We start from the raw sequence: 18,572 nt of genomic DNA, 5'->3' as shown, positions 1-18,572 counted from the left end.
ACCTCACACGCACCACCGTCAACGAAGGGGCCGGGGGATGAATGCCCGCACCGAGCCTGCAGAAGCGGAGCCCGTCACACCGGCGAGGCCGCCCGTAGTCCGGGAGCTCCTGCTCGTCGCAGGTCTCTTCGTCGTCTACAAACTCGGCCGGCAACTGGCCGCGGGTCACACCGGCGAGGCGTTCCGCGACGCCCGGGACGTGTGGCACGCCGAGCGGTGGCTGCACCTGCCCGGCGAGGGCACGGTGCAGTCCCTTCTACTGCACGGCGACGGCCTGGCCGAAGGCGCGAACGCCTACTACGCGACCGTGCACTTCCCGGCCACCCTGGCCTTCCTGGTCTGGCTGTACCTGCGCCGCCCGGCGCACTACACCTGGGCGCGGCGGGTGCTGGCCGCGATGACCGCCGCGGCCCTGGTGCTGCATCTGGCGTTCCCGCTCGCCCCGCCGCGGATGCTGGCGGCGACGGGCCTGCTGGACACCGCGCGCGTGTACGGACCGTCCGTCTACGGCCCGCCGCAGACGGACCACCTCTCGAACCAGTTCGCGGCGATGCCCTCGCTGCACTTCGGCTGGGCGCTGATGGTGGCGATCGGCCTGATCGTCGCCACCCGGTCACGGTGGCGGTGGCTGTGGCTGCTGCACCCGCTGCTCACCCTGCTGGTGATCGTGGGCACGGCGAACCACTACTGGCTCGACGCGATCGCCGCGGCCGTCCTGCTCGGTGCGGCGCTGGCGCTGATCCCCGCGCCCCCGCGCACGGCCGGTACGGCCGCCACGGCCACCGCCGGCGGACCCGACGCGCGCGCCCTCGTCCCGGCCGAGCAGCCGGTCCCGGCCGGAGCGGGCCGATGAACGCCACCCTGGTCGCCGTCGTCCTCTCCCTGTTCTCGGCGGTCGCGTACGCGGCCGCCGCGGTCGCCCAGGAGCGGCTCGCCTCCCGGCACCCCGGTTCGGGCCTGGTCCGCCTGCTCGGCAACGGGGCCTGGTGGTGCTCGGTGGGGCTCAACGCCGCCGCCGCCCTGCTGCACGTCGTGGCTCTGAAGTACGGGCCGCTCACCGTGGTGCAGCCGCTCGGCGCGCTCACCCTGGTGGCGGCGGTGCCGATGGGTGCGCGGGTCGCCGGACGCCGGGTGGACGCCGCCGAGTGGCGGGGCACCGCCCTCACCCTGGCCGGGCTGGCCGCGATCCTGGTCACGGCCTCGGGGCCGGCCCCCGAGGACGTCCTGAGCGGGCCGGAGGCGGTGGCCGTGGCAGGGGCGACGGCCGCGCTGATCGGGCTGCTGGCCCGCCGCGGCGCCCGCCCGGGGCTGCGGCACGCGACCGCGTCCGGCTTCGCCTCGGGCGTCGCCTCGGCGCTCACCCAGACCGTGACGGTGGCCGCGACGGACCGGTCGGGCTCGCTGCCGAGCCTGCAGGTGATCGGCGTGGCGCTGCTGGTCGCGGCCTTCGCGACGGGCGGACTGCTGCTGTCGCAGACGGCCTACCGGGACGGTCTCGGCGCCCCGCTGGCGATGGTGACGCTGGCCAACCCGGTGGCCGCCGCGGCGATCGGCCTCGCGCTCCTCGGCGAACGGCTCCAGGGCGGGCTCGCGGGGATGCTCCTCGCCCTCGCGGGAGCCGGACTCGCGGGGCGGGGCGTGGTGCTGCTGTCGCGGGCCGCACCGCACCCGGCGGCCGTCACGGACGAGGAACACCCGGTGGCGGCGGTGCTGGCCCTGAGGCCGGAGACGGCGTCCGCCGAACCGGCGCTGCTCCCCCGGCCGACGACCGGCCCGGAGCACCTCACCCCGCTCTGACGCAAGGACGGGTGGCATCTTCCGGGAAGGTGCCACCCGTGCGCGTAAGGGGTGAGCCGGGAACACACGGGCACACGCGGAGCGGGTCAGCCCAGACCGCGGGCGTCCTGCTTGAGCGCGGTGTCCACGGTCAGGGCCGTGGCGACGACGAGGCTCAACAGCGGCTCGGGCAACTGGTAGTGGATCTGCAGGACGTAGTTGTCCGCGGTGGTGAACATCGTCTTGGCGAGGCCTTCCCAGGTCTTGGTGATCCGGGCGACCTCGTTGTCCGCGTGGTCGACGATCGCGAAGTTCCACGCCCGCCAGTTCTCCGCCTTGATGGCGCCGATCTGCCGGCCGTCCGCGTTGATCGCGAAGTTGATCTTCCCGAAGACGTTCTGCTGGACGATCTCGCCGACCGGCTGTCCGTCGGGACGGGTCACGAGCACCCGTGACTTGAAGATCTTCGCCGGCCGGGTCAGCAGCAGCACCGGCCGGCCGTGGGCGTCGCGGATCTCCAGTCGTTGGGTCAGGTACTGGTCGATGCTGGCGAGGAAGCGCACGATCTTGCGCAGTGTGCTCTGGCCGACCTGGACCACCGAGCCGAGCTGGTTGCCCTGCTGGTCCATCACCTTGTACTCGTTGGTGAGCTCGATCAGCTTCGCCTTCTGGTTCACCACCAGCACCGGCTCGCTGAACAGGGAGCCGCCGCCGGGACCGCTCGGCGTGACCCCGGCCTGCTGCTGCACCTGCCGCTGGACCCGGGCGTCGGGCCCCGCCTGCTGCGGTATGTGCGGGACGGGGCCGCCCTTGACCTCGGCGTGGGTCTGCTCGGTCCACTGGGCGCCGTCCCAGTAACGCAGGGTCTGGGCCGCTCCGTGCGGATCGGGATACCAGCCTGCAGGTGTGTTCGAATGCGTGGTCACCGGGGCACACTATCCCGACCCCGCCGGGACCTGACCAGTCCCCGCGATCAGGAGTTCGTCGCGCACGCACCGCAGCCGCGGGGCCGGCGCCCCTCGAAGACGTGCAGGACGCTCCGACGACCCTTGACTCCGGGACGCACGGGGGAGGACAGTTGGATTTACGACGTATATATACCTCGTAAGACACAGGAGCGTCCCGCTATGGCGTGGAGCGAACCGCCCTCGGCTCCCTCCGGGAGGAAGCGCCGGTCTGTGTCGTCTCCGAACGGTGACGTCCCCCCGCCCGGCGCAACCACCGACGGCACCCGGCCGGAGACGGGCCGGGCGGAGCGGGTACGCAGGACCACGCCGTCCACGGTCCTCGTCACCGGCGGGGCCGGCTTCATCGGCAGCCACGCCTGCGTGGCCCTGTTGGACCACGGCTATGAGTTGATCGTGGTCGACGACTACTCCAACAGCACACCCCAGGTCCTGTCCCGCGTGGAACGGCTGGCCGGCCGCTTCGTCGGCGCCGTCTACGAACTGGACATCCGTGATCGCCACTCCCTCTCGGCCGCCTTCGACCGGCACTCCGTGGACGCCGTCCTGCACTTCGCCGCACACAAGGCCGTGGGCCGGTCGACACGGATGCCCGTCCAGTACTACGACTCCATCGTCGGCGGCACCACCACCCTGCTGCGGGCCATGCACGAGCACGGGGTGCACCAGCTCGTCTACGCCTCGTCCTGCTCCGTCTACGGCGACGCCGGCGGCGGGCCGCTGACGGAGACCACCCCCGCGCGGCCCACCAATCCCTACTCGGCCGCCAAGTGGATCTGCGAACAGCTGCTCGCCGACGTCTGCCGCCGCTGCCCGGAATACACCGTGCTCTGCCTGCGGTCCGGCAACTCGGCCGGCGCCCACTCCAGCGGACTGCTCGGCGAGGACCCCCGCGGCACACCGGACAACCTGATGCCGCACATGGCCCAGGTGGCCGTCGGCCGACGCAGCCGCCTCCCCGTGTTCGGCGGCGACTACCCCACGCGGGACGGCACCGCGGTCCGTGACTACCTCCACGTCATGGACACCGTCGAGGCACACCGCGTCGCGCTCGACCATCTCGCCGACGCACCGGGCATGCACGTGTACAACCTGGGCGCCGGCAAGGGCAGTTCGGTCCTCGATGTCGTCGCCGCGTTCTCCCGGGCGAGCGGCCGACCCGTTCCGTACGAGGTCGTGCCCCGCCGCCCCGGCGACGTCGCCGAAGTCGTCGCCGACGCGACCGCCGTGGAGCGCGCCTGGGGCTGGCGCCCCAAGCGGGACCTCGCCGACATGTGCCGGGACTCCTGGCACTTCCAGCGGCTCAACCCCCGTGGCTACGCGGGCTCCGCACGGCGGCCGGAGAGGGAGGAGTGGTACGACCCGTAGGGCGAACAGCAGTCGGTGACGTGCGCCGCCCCCTTCCGGGGAGGCCGCGTGACGAGATGCGGGGGGCGCGCATGGCACCTATGCTCGGTACAGGGAACACAAGTTGATGCTCCCCGGCAGCCCCCGGTGCCCTCCGCCCAGGGGAGGCGCTTGCTCTTGCTCCTGTCTCATCGGCTGATGGCCGCCCATGTCGCGCTGGCCGGCGTGGCCACCTCCCTGTACATGACCTTCCCCGAACTGCGTGCTCCGCTCTGGGCCGTCATCGGGCTGGGAGGCGGCGTCGCCGTCGCCACCGGTGTCCGCATCCACCGGCCCGCGCACCGCGGGCCGTGGCGGTTGCTCGCCGCCGGGATGCTGGCCTTCGCCGCGGGCGACGCCTTCTCCCACGCGCGGGAGACGTACTTCCACGCCTCCCAGCCGTTCCCGTCGCCGTCGGACGCCTGCTACCTCGCCGTCTACCCGCTCGTCGCCGCGGGGCTCCTCGGCCTCGTCCGGCACCGCCGGGCGGACCGCGACCTGTCCAGCCTGCTGGACGCGCTGATCGTCGCAGCCGGGCTCGCCCTGCCCGTGTGGGTCTACCTGGCAGAGCCCTCGGCCGAGTCGGGGGACCTGACCTGGCTGCAGCGGGCGATCGGCATCGCCTACCCGCTGGGCGACATCGTGGTGCTGGCGCTGCTGGTCCGATTGCTCACCCCCCGCCCCGTGTCCGGCCGCAACGGCGCCGTACGACTGCTCGCCCTGGGCACCCTCACCCTGCTCTGCCTCGACATCGCCTACGGGATCCTCCACCCCGACGGCAGGTGGCAGACCGGCACGCCCCTGGAAGCAGGGGGGATCGTCTTCTGCACCGCGTACGGGCTGGCCGCACTGCACCCCTCGATGGCGGAACTGACCGCACCGGTCTCCGCGGCACGGTCCGTGTCCTCGTCCCTGTTGCCGCCCTGGCGCCGGCTGCTGCTGCTCACCGGGGCCGCGCTGATCGCGCCCGCGGTCCTGATCCGCCAGGAACTCGTCGGCCACACGGACGACGCGTCGGTGGTGGCCGCCTTCTCCGTCGCGCTGTGCCTGTTGGTGATCCTGCGGCTGGCCATGATGATCGTGGCGCATCGCAAGATCGTCGTGCGGGAACGGGAGCTGCGCGCGGCGTCCGCCTCCCTGGTGGCGGCGGTCTGGCCGGAGGACGTGGCGCGCGCCTGCGACACCACGGTCGGCGCGCTGTTCGGGCCGAACGTCCGGCACGCCACCATGCTCCTGCCGGGCCGCGACGCACAGGCTCTGTACACGCATCTCGGCTCCACCGGCACCGAGCACCGGGACGTCACGGAGAGCGCCGCGTCCTCCCGGCACGGGCCCGCCGACGCCGGCCGCTACCGCGACGTCATGGTCCCGGTGGCCGCCCTCGCCCCGGACATCACCGAACGGCTCGGGGGGCTGCCCATGGCGCTGCTCTGCCCCCTGGTCCAGCCGGCCCGCCCGGCCGGCGGCGAGCTTTCGGGAGTGCTGGTGACGGCGGGAGCCGAGCGTCAGCTCACCGAGATACGCGACTCGCTGGGGATCCTCGCCTCGCATGCGGGGCTGGCGACGGAACGTCTCGCCCTCCGGCAGGAAATCATCCACAAGGAGAGTGAGGCGTACTTCCGCACCCTGGTGCACAACGCCTCGGACGTCATCCTCATCGTCAACGAGGACACGACCGTCCGCTACGCCAGTCCGTCGGCGCGTGCCGTGTTCGGCCGCGTCGAGCTGATCGGTACGCGGCTGCGGGAACTGGTGGACCCCCGGGACCGGGTCCGGGTGGACCGGACCATGACGGCTCTGCGCGGCGAGGGGCAACAGGAAGTCCACGACAACTGGTGGGTGACCCCGGCAGCGGAGGACACGGACGACACCGAGGGCGCCGAGGGCACGGACCGCATCGAGGTGGACGTGCGATGCCGCGACCTGCGGCACGACATCACCGTGGGCGGCCTGATCGTCACACTCCGGGACGTCACCGAACAGCGCAGGCTGGAGCACGAACTCACCCAACGGGCCTTCCACGACCCCCTGACCGGGCTGCCCAACCGGACCCTGCTGCTGGAGCGGACCGAGCGCGCACTGCTGCGCGCCCGCCGGGATCCGGCCGTCACCTGTCTGCTCTTCATCGACCTGGACAACTTCAAGAACGTCAACGACACGCTGGGCCACTCGGTCGGCGACCGGCTCCTGGGCGCCGTGGGCGAGCGCCTGTCGAGGATGCTGCGCCGCAGCGACACCGCCGCCCGGCTGGGCGGCGACGAGTTCGCGGTACTGATGGAGGACGTGAAGCAGCCCCTCGACGCCGAACTCCTGGCCGCGCAGGTGATCCAGACGCTCAATCAGCCCTTCCAGCTGGCCAGCGATTCGGTGAGCGTCTCGGCCAGCGTGGGTGTGGCCACGGCCAAGGACAGCACGGACGCGGAGGAGCTGCTGGCGCTCGCCGATCTGGCCCTGTACGCGGCCAAGGCCGCCGGGAAGCGCCAGTGGCGTCGCTTCCGGCCCCAGCAGCGCGTGCGCATGGTGGAGCGGCACGAACTCCAGGCACGGCTGAACGACGCGGTCAGCAGAGAGGAGTTCACCCTGCGCTACCAGCCGGTGGTGGACATCACCGCAGGCGACGTCGTCGGCTTCGAGGCCCTGGTCCGCTGGCCGCACCTGCGGTACGGCCTGGTCCCGCCGGACCAGTTCATCCCACTCGCCGAGGAGAGCGGGCAGATCTCCCCTCTGGGCGCCTGGGTGCTGGATCACGCCACATCCGACATCGCGTGGCTGCAGCGCAGCGCCCGGCGGTCGACGGCGCCGTACGTCAGCGTCAACGTGTCCGCCCGGCAGTGGCACGGCACGGAGTTCTACGACGAGGTGCGCGGCGCTCTCGCCACCCCCGGTCTCGTCCCGGGCACGCTGCTGCTGGAGATCACCGAGTCGGTGCTCATGCAGCGGGACACCGAGATCGACGCGCTCGTCCTGGCGCTGAAGGACCTCGGGGTACGCATCGCGGTCGACGACTTCGGCAGCGGATTCTCGTCGCTGCGCTACCTCAAGGAGTTCCCCGTCGACGTACTCAAGATCGACAAGACGTTCATCGACGACATCACGCGCGATGGCCGGCAGGTGGCGCTGGTCGAGGGGATCATCCGCCTCGCCGACACACTCGGCCTCGAGGTGATCGCCGAGGGCATCGAGGAGCCGGCACAGCGGGAGGTGCTGGCAGACATCGGGTGCCGGTTCGGCCAGGGGTACCTCTATGCGCGGCCGATGACGGTGGAGCAGGGCGAGGCCGTGTGTCGCCGGCAGGACGGAGACCGGGCGCCGCCTCCAGGCTGAGCACAAGCGCCCCACCCCGCGCCGGACAGCCGTCCGGCCCCGAGGGCGAGCGGCCCGGCACCGGACGAGGTACCTCCGCGGACGGCTACGGCCGTCCCGCCGTTCCTGCGGCGAGGCGTTCAGGCCCCGACCGGGCACGGCGCGATGAGCCCGGATCCACTCGCGTTCCACGGTTCCCGGCCGCGGGGAGCCGGGGATGACGCCGCCGACAGGGCGAACGCCGTCTCCACCAGGGCGATGTGGCTGAACGCCTGGGGTGCGTTGCCCAGTTGGCGTCCGGCGTCCGGATCCCACTGCTCGGACAGCAGTCCGACGTCGTTGCGGACGGCGAGGACTCGCTCGAAGGCGTTGCGGGCCTCCTCGACGCGCCCCGTGGCGGCGAGCGCGTCGGCGTACCACAGGGAACACGTCACGAACGTGCCCTCGGGGCCCTGCGGATCGTCCACACCGCCACCGCCCGGCGCGTATCGGCGGAGGAAGCCGCCGCGGTCGAGTCGGCGCATCTCGCGGACGGTGCACCGGATTCTCGGATCCCCGGCCGGCAGGAAGCCGAGCCTGGGCATCAGCAAGGCGGAGGCATCCAGGCCGGGGGAACCATAGGACTGCACGAAGGACCGCTGTCCGGCGTCCCAGCCCTCGCGGAGGACCTGCCGACGCACCTCGTCCCGCAGGACCCGCCACTCGGCCGAGGATCCGTTGCGCCCCAGCAGTGCCCCCATGCGCAGGGCGCGGTCGGCGGCCACCCAGACCATGACCTTGGAGTGGACGAACTGCCGCCGCGGTCCTCGTACCTGCCACAGTCCCTGGTCGGGTTCCCGCCAATGCCGCTGCAGGAATCCCATCAGCACCTCCGCCAGCTCCCACACATGAGCGGGCAGGGGGATCCCCGCACGCACCGACAGCAGGAGCGTGTCCAGGACTTCGCCGTAGACGTCCAGCTGGAACTGGCCCGCCGCGGAGTTCCCGAACCGCACCGGTTGTGATCCCTCGTAGCCGGTCAGCCAGGGCGCCTCGGTCTCCCGGAGCAACCGCTGCCCGCCGAGGCCGTACACGGTCTGCACATCGGCCGGGTCGCCCGCGATGGCCCGTACCAGCCAGTCCAGCCAGGCGGAGGCCTCGTCCCGGTAGCCGCAGCGCAGCAGGCACGACAGGGCGAGCGTGGAGTCGCGCAGCCAGCAATACCGGTAGTCCCAGTTGCGTTCGCCGCCGATGCAGCCGGGCAGCGAGGTCGTCGGCGCGGCGACGATGCCGCCCGTGGGCGCGTAGGTGAGCGCCTTCAGCGTGATCAGGGAGCGCACCACGGCGTCCCGCCATGGCCCTCGGTAGCGGCACTGGCCCGCCCAGTGCCGCCAGAAGTCGTCGGTCTCCTTGAGCATCGTCTCCGCCGGGACGCCTTCCGCCGCGGGCGGCCCGGGGTGGTGCGAGGGCGCCCACACCAGGGTGAGGGCGAGTCGCTGTCCGGCCCGGACGGTGGCGTCCCAGACCGTGGAGCCGTCCCGGTCGAGGGCATGCACCGGAGCTTGCGCGCTCAGCCACATGGCGTCCGGACCGGCGACCGCCACGGTGCCGGCGCCGGTGTCGCGGTGCCAGGGAACCACGCGGCCGTGATGGAAGCGCAGGCGCAGCTCGCTGCGTACGGGCACGGCGCCCGACAGGCCCTCGACCACGCGGACGATGCACGGCGCCTGGGCACGGGGCGGCATGAAGTCGGTGACCCGTACCGTCCCCTCGGCGGTCTCCCACCAGGTGTCCAGGACCAGCGTGTCGGGGCGGTAGGCGCGACGGGTGCACGTACCGGGAGCGGCGATCGGGGCGACCCGCCAGAAGCCGTTGTCCCGGGTGCCCAGCAGCGCGGCCAGACAGGCTTCCGAGTCGAAGCGGGGCACGCACAGCCAGTCCACGGAACCGTTCCGGCCGACCATGGCGGCGGTTTCCAGATCACTGAGGAGGGCGTAGTCCTCGATGGGGGAACTCATGGGCCCCACTGCCTTCGGACGAGTACATGTGATTACATCGTATACATACATCGTACTGGAGCAACTCCGACGAGAGCCACCAAAACCGACATCTCTTGACAAGGCCCATGAACGGCCAGAAAATGAATATACGACGTAAACGTACAACGAACACTCGGCTTCCTGCCCTCGGCCCCTCGCGACAGAGGTGAATTCACATGGTGTCCTTGTTGCCGCCAAGCTCCGCGAAGCGGGACGCGCACTCCCACGAGGGGATTCCGTCCTGCCTCAGACGACCTCCGGTGGAACTGGAGATCGTCATTCCCGCGGTCAACGAGGAGCTCCGCCTCCCCCGCACCATCGCGGCGACGGTCGACTACCTCAGGGAACAGACCTGGTCGTCCGCTGTCGTCGTGGTCGACAACGACAGCGTGGACTGCACGATCGACGTACCCGAACGCTTCGACACCGCCATGACCCGAGTCCATGTCATCGGTTGCGCCGAGCACGGCAAGGGCGCCGCCGTCCGGCGCGGCATCCTCACCTCCTCGGCCCGCTTCATCGGATTCGTCGACGCCGACAACGCGACGCCCATCGCGACGCTCGACAAGGCGCTCCCGCTCCTCCGGGACGGGCACGCTGCCGTGATCGCCTCCCGGCACATCGACGGCGCCCACTGCGAGGTGGACTCGGCGCTGCGCCGGTGCGGCGGCTGGACCTTCCGGAGGCTGACCCGGCTGAGCCTGCCGGACATCGCCGACACCCAGTGCGGTTTCAAGTTCTTCGACGGGCCGCTCGTCCGGAACGTGGCGGCCGCCTGCCAAGTGAACGGGTTCGCCTTCGACGTGGAACTGCTCACGCGGCTGACCCGGCTCGGCGGGTCGGTCGTCGAAGTACCCGTCGACTGGTCCGACATGCCGGGCTCGACGTTCTCCGCCCAACGCGACGGTCTCCGCTCCATGGCGGACATGCTGCGCGTCTCGCTCTCGCGGGGTGACTCCCGATGACCGCGCTCGATCACATCGCCCGCACGAACGTCCTCTTCCTGAACTGGCGCGACCCCGCACATCCGCAGGCCGGGGGTGCGGAGGCGTACGCTTACGAGATCGCGCGACGGCTCACCGGCGCGAACGCGCGGGTGACCCTCTTCGCCTCGCGCTTCCCCGGCTCCCGGGCCGAAGAGTCGGCCGACGGCGTGCGCGTCCTTCGAGGCGGGGGCACGTTCGGCGTCTATGCCGCCGCGGCCGTGCACCTGCTGAAAAACCGTCACACCTACGACGCGGTCGTCGACTTCCAGAACGGCATCCCCTTCTTCTCCCCCCTCTTCACACCGCGCTGGACCCCGGACATCTGCGTCATCCACCACATCCACCAGAAGCAGTTCGACCTGTTCTTCCGCTGGCCCATGAACACGGTCGGGCGCCTGCTGGAGAAGCAGATCAGCCGCTGGGTCTACCACGGGCGTGCCATCGTCGTCGTCTCCCCCTCCAGCCGGGAGGGCGTGCGGGCAGAGCTGGGCTTCCACAACCCGATCTACCTCGTGCCCAACGGCAGCCCCAAAGCGCCCTCCGCGCGCGTCGACCGGGCCGCGACGCCCACGATCACCGTGGTCAGCAGGATGACACCCCAAAAGCGCGTGGACCTCCTGCTCCGGGCCCTCCCCGAGCTACGGCGGCGCTGGCCCGGACTGCGCGTCGACCTCGCCGGCGACGGCAGCGAACTGCCGAACCTGCGCAGACTCGCCTCCGCGCTCGGTCTCGACTCCACCGTCGAGTTCCACGGCCATGTCAGCGAGGAACGCAAGCGGACACTGCTCGGCAGGGCATGGCTCACCGTGGTGCCCTCGGTCGCCGAGGGCTGGGGCCTGACCGTCATCGAGGCGAACTCCCTGGGCACGCCCGCCCTCGCCTTCGACGTCCCCGGCCTGCGCGACGCCATCCAGCACGGCCACAACGGCTGGCTGCTCCCCACCGACACCACCCTGGCCGCCGGAATCGCCACCGCCCTCACCGAACTGGGCGACGCCGACGCCCGCGAGCGGACAGCGGATCGGTGCCGCACCTGGAGCGCGCGGTTCTCCTGGGACGACAGCGCCGAACGGCTCGCCCAGGTGGTGCTGGAGGAGTCCCGGCGCGTCCGACGGCACCGCAGGTCACGCCGCCGGGCCAGCGACCTCACGGTTCTCTCGAAGTTCCAGGCCCGAAACGGCGACGACGTCGAACACGCCCTGAACACCATGCTGCGGGAGACAGACCAGTGGAGCCGGCGGGGCGACTCCTTCCGCCTGCTGCTGCACGGCTGCGACGAACTGAGCGCGTACCGGGCACTGCGGCGACTGGGCGTGCGCGAGGCCATGTTCCGGCTGGCCCACCGGCGAGAACAGCTCGTACGTCCCGACGCGGGCGACGTGGACACCCCGCGGGCGACGCGTACGCCGACCGGCCCCGAGCCCGGAACCACGGAACGGCGGGATCCCCCATGACCGCCCTCCGTACGACGACGAAGCCTCGGCCGACGGCCCGCCCGGACGTGGTGACGGCGGTGCACGGCGCACGATGGATCACCGCGTCCGTCATGATCGTGGGCGTCGTGAACTACGGGTACGCGCTGCTCCTGACCAGGCTGCTGGACGTCGGCTCGTACGCGCGGTTCGCCGCCGGGGCCGGGCTGCTGCTGAGCGCGGTGACCGTCGCGAGGGTGACGGTCCCGTGGGTGCTGGCGCAGGCGCTGGCCCGTGCCCGGTCCGATGCCGAGCGAGGCGACGCGGGCCGGTTCGCGATCATCACCGGCACCGGAGGCGGGCTCGTCGCCGCCGGCGTCGTCGCCGGCGTCGCGACCGGGTTCGCCGGACCCGCCACGACCACGGCACTGGCGCTGAGCACGTTCTGTTTCTATGTGACGTCGGTGCCCGTCGGCCGGCTCCAGGGCGAGGAGCGGATGCGGACTCTCTCGCTGCTGGGTGTGGCCGAAGTGGGGATCAAGACGGCGGCCGGCGTGGCACTGGTCATGGCCCTCGGGCTGGGCGACACCGGCGCGCTGGCGGCCTTCGGGGTGGGCTTGCTGCCCCTCCTGCTGTGGTGGCCGGCTCTGCCGCGGGGCAGCGGACGGCCCTGGCGCAGCGCCTCGGCCAACCGGGACCTGTGGCGGCGCGCGCTCGGCATCGCGCGGCTGCAGGGACTGGTCGCGCTGATGGCCGCGATCGACGTCGTCCTCGTGGCCGCGTTGCCCACCGACCGGTCCGACGCCGCGAGCTACCAGGCGAGCGTCACGCTCTCGCGGGTGCCGCTGTTCGTGGCCTCCGCGGTGTCCATCGCCTTCTTCCCGGCACTGTCCCGGCGACGGGCCGACACCTCGCTCAGTGCCAGCGCCGTACGGCTGTACGTCATCGCCGCCCTGCCCCTCGCCGTGACGGTCGCCACCGCGCCGAACGCCGTGTTGACCTTCGCCTTCCCCGCCGACTACAGCATGATGAGCACCCTCGCGGCCTTCACAGCGGTCACGGGCTTCGGCATCGGCGCGATCAACCTGGTCGTCACCTTCTCCCAGGCCGCGGACGACTACTCCTGCGCACGCCGGCAGATCGCCGGCCTGGTGGGCTACACCCTCGCCCTCCTGGCGGGCTGGCGGATCGACGGCGTACACGGTATGGCCGTCGGTGGCGCGGTGGGCACGTTCGGAGCGCTCGCCCTGTTGCTCCACCGGCTCGTCCGCCGCCGGGGGAAAGCCTTCCTCAGCCGGGTGCCCCTCGTGGAACCGCTGCTGATGGTGGGGGTGCTGGTGCTGCTGCATCCGTATCCGCGGTTGTGGCTGATCGCCGCGACGGCCGTCGGCCTGCGCGCCGTGGAACGGTTCCTGCGCCGCCCCGGGGCACCGGACCCGCCGGAGGCCCTGTCCGAGTCGGCCCCGTCGCCCCGGCACGACGGTGCCCGTCCCGACGGTGCAGCGGACGGCGCGACCGCCGGCCCGTCCCGTCCGGCTGCGGCCCGCGCGTCTTCAGCCATCCCCCCCGACGAGTCAGGCACAGCCATGACCCACCGTTCACCGCAACCCCCGACGCTCCGAACGAGTCCCGCCCAGGAGCGGCCCGACCACCTCCTGGTGGAAGCCGTGTGGCGCGGGAACCCGCCTCCGACCACCGATGCCGCCCTGCGGCGCGCGCTGTTGCTCGCGCGTGAGAACCAGGTGGAGGGCCGCCTCGCGCGGGCGTACCCGCAGCAGTTGGCGCATGTCGTCGCCGACGTGGACGCGGCCGGCGTGCTCCTGTGGAAGAACGTCCGCGAGGTCACCGGGCGCCTGCGTGCCGCGGGCATCCCCACCGTGCTCGTCAAGGCGGACGTGGCCGTCGGCCATGCGTGCGGCGACTTTGATCTGGTGGTGCCCGACGGGCGGTGGCAGGACGCGTGCGACGCCCTCGAGGGCTGGTATTCCGGTCGTTCGACCTACTGGCTGGAGCGGTCCACCAAGGTACAACTGGCGCCTCGGCGCGGCCCGTCGGTCCATCTGCACACCGCCGTGTCGTGGTTCGGTGTGCCCGTGATGTCCACCGGCCGGCTGTTCGACCGCGCCTCGTCCGACGGAGGAGCCTGGCTGGTACCCCACCCTGCGGACGCGCTGCGCATATGGCTGGCTCATGGCCTGTTCCAGAATCTCTCCTTCGATCTGTCGGAGCTGTTCGCGTTGCGGGACCTGCTGCTGCCTGATCTCTTGGAAGAGGCACGGCGTGAGGCCGCGCGCGAGGGCTGGCCCGCCGGGTGTGACCAGGCGCTCGCCGTCGTGATCGAGGCGATACGCCGGCTGGACCAGGGGTTGCCGGGCAGGCTTCCGGTACCGCTGCCCGCAGCCGCGTCCCTCCGCGTGGGCGCGGAGCACGCGCTGCACCTCCTGCGGAGTGGACGCGTCTTCGTCGCGGCCCGGGAGGCGGCCCTGCGGGTTCCGCTCGTCGTCGCCAAGGAGCGCAGGAGGTTCGCCTGATGAAGCGCATCCTGCTGGTCGGTGTGTCCGGGCCGGACGGCGCCGGAAAGTCGTCCTTGGCCGGGCGAGTGGCAAAGGACCTGCGCGGTCAGGGGTACGCCGTGGCGACCCCGTACTGCTACGGCTGTCTCGTCTGCCGGCACCTGCCGCGAAGGCTTCGGTTCCGGTTCACCGCGTCCGTCGGGGAGCGCCCGTCGACCGGCTCGGGCGACGGCGCGTGGATCGGCCGGCTCCACGGCTGGGTGGACGCGGCGGAGCTCGCCGTCCGGCTGGCGGGGGCTGTCGTACGGGCCCGATGCACGGCTCTCGGCCGGCCGGCCGCGGTGGTGACCGATCGTGGTCCGCTCGACGGCCTCGTCAAGTTCGACCCTTCGCCCGGCTCTGCTCTGACGGCCGTCTTCACACGGCTGTCGCGGGCGTATCAGGTCACCCTGCTTCTCGATGCGGAGCCGGAGGTGCTCGCGGGGCGCGACGGCGAGTTCGCCGTCGGTCCGCTGGCGGACCTCCGAAACGACTACCGGCGCTGGGCATCGCGGTCGCGGCACGTGGACGTGGTGAACGCCGCCGCCCCGCCCGCCGAGGTCGCGGCCGAGGCCATGGCACGAGTGCCGGTGGAGCGGCACCCGCCGGCGGGCGCGGCCGAACCGTCTCCCGACGCGGCGGACACCAGGAAGCACGTGGTGATCTCGACCTTCGACGACATCCGCAACCCGCACTACCACGGCGGCGGCGCGCTGCTCGTGGACAAGGTCGCCCGCCGCCTGGCCGGCGAGTATCGCGTCACGGTCATCACCGTGGCAGGGCGCGGCGGCAGCGAGACCCGTGACGGTGTGCGGTACCGAAAGCTGCCGCTCGGCTGGGCCGGACCACGTTCGGGGCAACTGCTCTATCACGCCGTACTGCCGTTCGTGGCCCGCCGGCTGCCGCACGACCTGTGGCTGGAGAGCTTCACGCCGCCCTTCTCCACCGGATTCCTTCCGCTGTTCTCACGGAGCCGGGTGGTGGGGCTCGCCCAGTCGCTCAGCGGCGCGGCCATGTCACGCAAGTACCACCTGCCCTTCTCCCTGGTGGAGCGATTGGGGCTGCGGTTCTACGAGGACGTCGTCGTCCTCAACGAGGCCGACGGCGCGATCGTCCGCCGTCGTTCCCCGAGGGCCGTCACCCACGTGATCCACAACGGCGTCGATCAGAGGCCCGTCGACCCCGGGCGGATCGGCGACGGCGACTACATCGCCTACCTGGGACGTGTGGACGTCTGGGCCAAGGGACTGGATCTCCTCCTCGCCGCCCACTCCAGCGGCCCGCCGTCGATGCCCCTGCTGCTCGCCGGTGCGGGCGCCCCCGGCGAGGTGGCCAAACTCGTCGCACTGCTCAGGGCGACCGGAGCCGACGCGCGCTGGGTCGGTGAGGTGACGGGCGCGCGGAAGGACAGCTTCCTGGCGGGCTGCGCCTTCACGGTACTGCCGTCCCGCGGCGAGGCGTTCGGCATCGCCGCACTCGAAAGCATGTCGTACGGCAAGCCGGTGGTGCACTTCGATCTGCCCACCCTGCGATGGATGGACGGCGGCGGGAACGTCGCGGTCCCCGCCTTCGACGTGGACGCCCTGGCCCGCCGGTTGCGTGCTCTCGCGGAGGACGAGCACATGCGCCGAGAGCTGGGGCTTCTGTCCTACCGGGCCGCGCAGCGGTTCTCCTGGGAACGGACGACCGGTCGGTATCTCACCCTCGTCCAGCGGCTGTTGAGCTCCCCGCGGCCACCCAGCGATGACACCGGGGCGGCGACCCGGGAACCGAGACGAGAGAAGGCCGGATCATGAGGGCCGATCCACTCACCGCCGCGATCGGGACGGGTACGCCACTTGTCGTGCTCTCCCCGCACCTGGACGACGCGGTCCTGTCCTGCGGGGCGTTGATGTCGCACGCCGTCGGACACACGCAGGTGCGGGTGGCGACGTTCTTCACCGAGCCCGGTGCTCCGCCGTACACCGTGTCCGGGCGGCAGTACCTGCGGCAGGTCGGACAGCCGGACGCCGAGCGCCTGTACCGGGACCGGCGTGCCGAGGACCGCGAGGTACTGCGCCGTCTCGGTGTGGACTGGCTCCACCTCGGTCTGGTCGACGGCCTCTTCCGCCGGAGGGCCGCGGCGTCCGGCGGGGGCCGGGGCCGACTGCGCCGCGTGCTGCCCGAGGCCGCGCACGTCTATCCCACGTACCGGCTGCACCTCGCCACGGGCCGGATCTCCCGGCACGACGCCGCCACGGTGAGCCGTGTGCTGGCCCTGCTGGAGGAGCTGGCGTCCCCGCCGCGTACGGTCCTGCTGGCCCCCTCGGGAGTGGGCGGACACGTGGACCATGTGCTGGTGCGGACGGCCGCCGAACTCAGCGGCGCACCGGTGGTCTACTACAGCGACTTCCCCTACAACCAGCGAAACGGCCTCGATCCCCGCTTCGTCGAGCGCAACGCGCTCGTCGAGGTCGAGTGGGCCCGCGAACTCGCCGCCAAGCCGGCGCTGGTACGGGGGTACCGCTCGCAGGCGGACGCGCTCTTCCCCGGTGGCCGCATCCCCCTGGTGCCGGAGACCTACATGCTCACCGACGGCGAACGGACGGGTGACGGAGGGGTCGGGGGTTCGCCATGGCCGTCGTGAGCAGGGCCCTGCCCATGCCGGTGGCGTGGCTGCGCGCGGTACCGCTCTGGGCGGTGGCGGTCTGCGGCGGCCTGTTCACCGCACTGCTCCGTCTGTTCGGGGTCGGCCGCGGGCCGGACGTGTTCGGTGACGAGATCTTCTACTGGCGCTTCGGTCACTCCGTGGCCCATGGGGGCTTCCCTCGGGACGACGGTGGGCTGTTCTGGCTCCACCCGCCCGGCTTCTTCTATCTCGAGGGCGGCTGGGAGCGACTGTTCGGCGCGTCCGCGGACGTCGTCTCCGGGGTGTACCAGATGCGTCAGCTCAACGCCCTGCTCGCCGGATTCACCGCCGTGGTGCTGGTGTTGCTGACGGCACGCGTCACCAGATCCACCCTGGCCGGCGTCGCCGTGGGCGCGGTCTTCGCCATCGATCCGTTCATCCTCCGGATCAACCAACGCGTACTCATCGAGACGTCGGCGATGCTCTGGGTACTACTGGGCTATCTGGTGCTGCTGCCGTTGACGGAAAGGAATCCGGGGGTCAAGGGGCGTCGGCGCGCGGCCGCTGCCGGGCTCCTCTTCGGCCTGGCCATCCTGACGAAGGACGTGACGGCTCTCGTCACCGTGCTGCCCCTGCTCGCCGCCACGGTGTTCATCTGGCCGTCGAAGCGGTCACTGCCATTGCTCGCCGCCGGTTTCGCCGCCGTGCCGTACGCGATTTACGTCAGCACCGTGGCGTGGGCGGGCCATATCGACGCGCTGTGGGGGACCAAGACTCACGGAATCAGACGGCTGCTGGGCCTGGTGCAGGAGACCGGCTTCAATTCCGGGAAATCGACCTCCCTTTCCCAGCGCCTCATCGAGGAGATGTCCAGCTTCGGAAGCACGTATGTGCTCCTGATCCTGGCCCCCTTGGCCGTGGTTCCTCTGCTGCGTCGCGGTGGCCCGCCGCAGCGTCTGCTGGCGCTCTGGTATGTGTCGGCGACCCTGGCCCTCGGCTACGCCGTCGTGAAGGGCACACTGGAGGAACAGCAGCTGTACCTGCTGATCGTTCCGACGATCGTGATCCTGACGATGAGGGCCGTACAGCTGTGGGAGCGGCGGACCGAGCGCGCGCCCCGCGCCGCCGTCTCGCGCGTCGCAGCGGTGTCCATGCTGACGCTGACCCTGGCGTGGTCCGGGTTCACCTTCGCGGGGGCCACCGCACAACCCGACGACGGGTACGAGCGACTTCGGCAGTACATGACACGACACGTCCCCGCAGGCAGTTCGATCACCTCCATGAGCGAATCGAGCAGCCTGCTCCTCGAGGACCGCTACCGCATGGGCGAATGGGCCACGCCGCAGGCTCGGGCGAGGGAGCGAGTTGCCTACGTCGTCGTGCCGTGGCGGATCGTCGAGCACAACCTCTCCTCGTTCACACCACGCGAGGCGCGGCAGCTCACCCGGCACGGTGCACTGCTCTTCTCCTTCCATGGCCGCACGTACGGCACGGTGGAGCTGTACCGGGTGCCGGTGCCGCCCCCGTCGCTGTTGGGCGGCCGCGATGGCTAGCCCCTCGGCGCGG

Annotated in this window: 12 protein-coding genes; 10 read left to right on the top strand and 2 right to left on the bottom strand. The window is 71.6% G+C overall.

The annotated features are described in order from the left end of the window. Positions 1-37: 37 nt before the first annotated feature. Positions 38-853: a phosphatase PAP2 family protein gene (locus C6376_RS34560; protein WP_107447006.1), complete on the top strand. Its 816-nt coding sequence runs from the start codon at positions 38-40 to the stop codon at positions 851-853. Then, a complete protein-coding gene (locus C6376_RS34555; RefSeq protein WP_107447005.1) occupies positions 850-1,797 on the top strand; it encodes a hypothetical protein in 948 nt (315 codons plus the stop codon). The genes C6376_RS34560 and C6376_RS34555 overlap by 4 nt, the downstream gene beginning before the upstream one ends. Positions 1,798-1,883: 86 nt before the next feature. Here the strand turns inward: C6376_RS34555 and C6376_RS34550 are convergent, their stop codons facing one another. Then, positions 1,884-2,702, bottom strand: a complete 819-nt coding sequence (locus C6376_RS34550) for a phospholipid scramblase-related protein (RefSeq protein WP_107447004.1) — start codon at positions 2,700-2,702, stop codon at positions 1,884-1,886. Positions 2,703-2,954: 252 nt separating this feature from the next. On the opposite strand from C6376_RS34550, the gene galE reads away from it, so the two are divergent. Together galE and C6376_RS34540 are read left to right on the top strand one after the other, a co-directional pair. After that, positions 2,955-4,109, top strand: coding sequence for a UDP-glucose 4-epimerase GalE (galE, locus tag C6376_RS34545; RefSeq protein WP_301554727.1), 1,155 nt, complete (start codon positions 2,955-2,957; stop codon positions 4,107-4,109). A 156-nt stretch (positions 4,110-4,265) separates the two neighbouring features. Beyond that, positions 4,266-7,451: a putative bifunctional diguanylate cyclase/phosphodiesterase gene (locus C6376_RS34540; protein WP_367881067.1), complete on the top strand. Its 3,186-nt coding sequence runs from the start codon at positions 4,266-4,268 to the stop codon at positions 7,449-7,451. Positions 7,452-7,570: 119 nt separating this feature from the next. On the opposite strand, the gene C6376_RS34535 is transcribed toward C6376_RS34540, so the two are convergent. Beyond that, positions 7,571-9,427, bottom strand: a complete 1,857-nt coding sequence (locus C6376_RS34535) for a glycoside hydrolase family 15 protein (RefSeq protein ID WP_107447001.1) — start codon at positions 9,425-9,427, stop codon at positions 7,571-7,573. Between the two features lie 197 nt (positions 9,428-9,624). Here C6376_RS34535 and C6376_RS34530 point away from each other — a divergent pair, with 197 nt between their 5' ends. Genes C6376_RS34530 through C6376_RS34505 form a run of 6 tightly spaced genes read left to right on the top strand, consistent with a single transcriptional unit; the run spans position 9,625 to position 18,559 of the window. Then, a complete protein-coding gene (locus C6376_RS34530) occupies positions 9,625-10,413 on the top strand; it encodes a glycosyltransferase (RefSeq protein ID WP_107447000.1) in 789 nt (262 codons plus the stop codon). Next, entirely contained in the window at positions 10,410-11,888 is a 1,479-nt protein-coding gene (locus C6376_RS34525; protein WP_107446999.1) for a glycosyltransferase family 4 protein, read from the top strand. The genes C6376_RS34530 and C6376_RS34525 overlap by 4 nt, the downstream gene beginning before the upstream one ends. Beyond that, positions 11,885-14,377 (top strand): lipopolysaccharide biosynthesis protein, encoded by a 2,493-nt coding sequence (locus tag C6376_RS34520; protein ID WP_107446998.1) that lies wholly within the window; start codon positions 11,885-11,887, stop codon positions 14,375-14,377. Before C6376_RS34525 ends, C6376_RS34520 begins: the two co-directional genes overlap by 4 nt. Next, complete coding sequence (locus tag C6376_RS34515; RefSeq protein WP_107446997.1) at positions 14,377-16,194, top strand: glycosyltransferase; 1,818 nt, start codon at positions 14,377-14,379, stop codon at positions 16,192-16,194. The genes C6376_RS34520 and C6376_RS34515 overlap by 1 nt, the downstream gene beginning before the upstream one ends. Further along, a complete protein-coding gene (locus C6376_RS34510) occupies positions 16,191-17,024 on the top strand; it encodes a PIG-L deacetylase family protein (RefSeq protein ID WP_107446996.1) in 834 nt (277 codons plus the stop codon). The genes C6376_RS34515 and C6376_RS34510 overlap by 4 nt, the downstream gene beginning before the upstream one ends. Then, positions 17,021-18,559: a glycosyltransferase family 39 protein gene (locus C6376_RS34505; protein WP_159083348.1), complete on the top strand. Its 1,539-nt coding sequence runs from the start codon at positions 17,021-17,023 to the stop codon at positions 18,557-18,559. The genes C6376_RS34510 and C6376_RS34505 overlap by 4 nt, the downstream gene beginning before the upstream one ends. Positions 18,560-18,572: the final 13 nt, after the last annotated feature.

This window comes from Streptomyces sp. P3, assembly GCF_003032475.1.
Classification (GTDB): domain Bacteria; phylum Actinomycetota; class Actinomycetes; order Streptomycetales; family Streptomycetaceae; genus Streptomyces.
The sequence above is the reverse complement of the archived record's forward strand: the minus strand, read 5'-3'. Positions and strand labels throughout refer to the sequence as shown.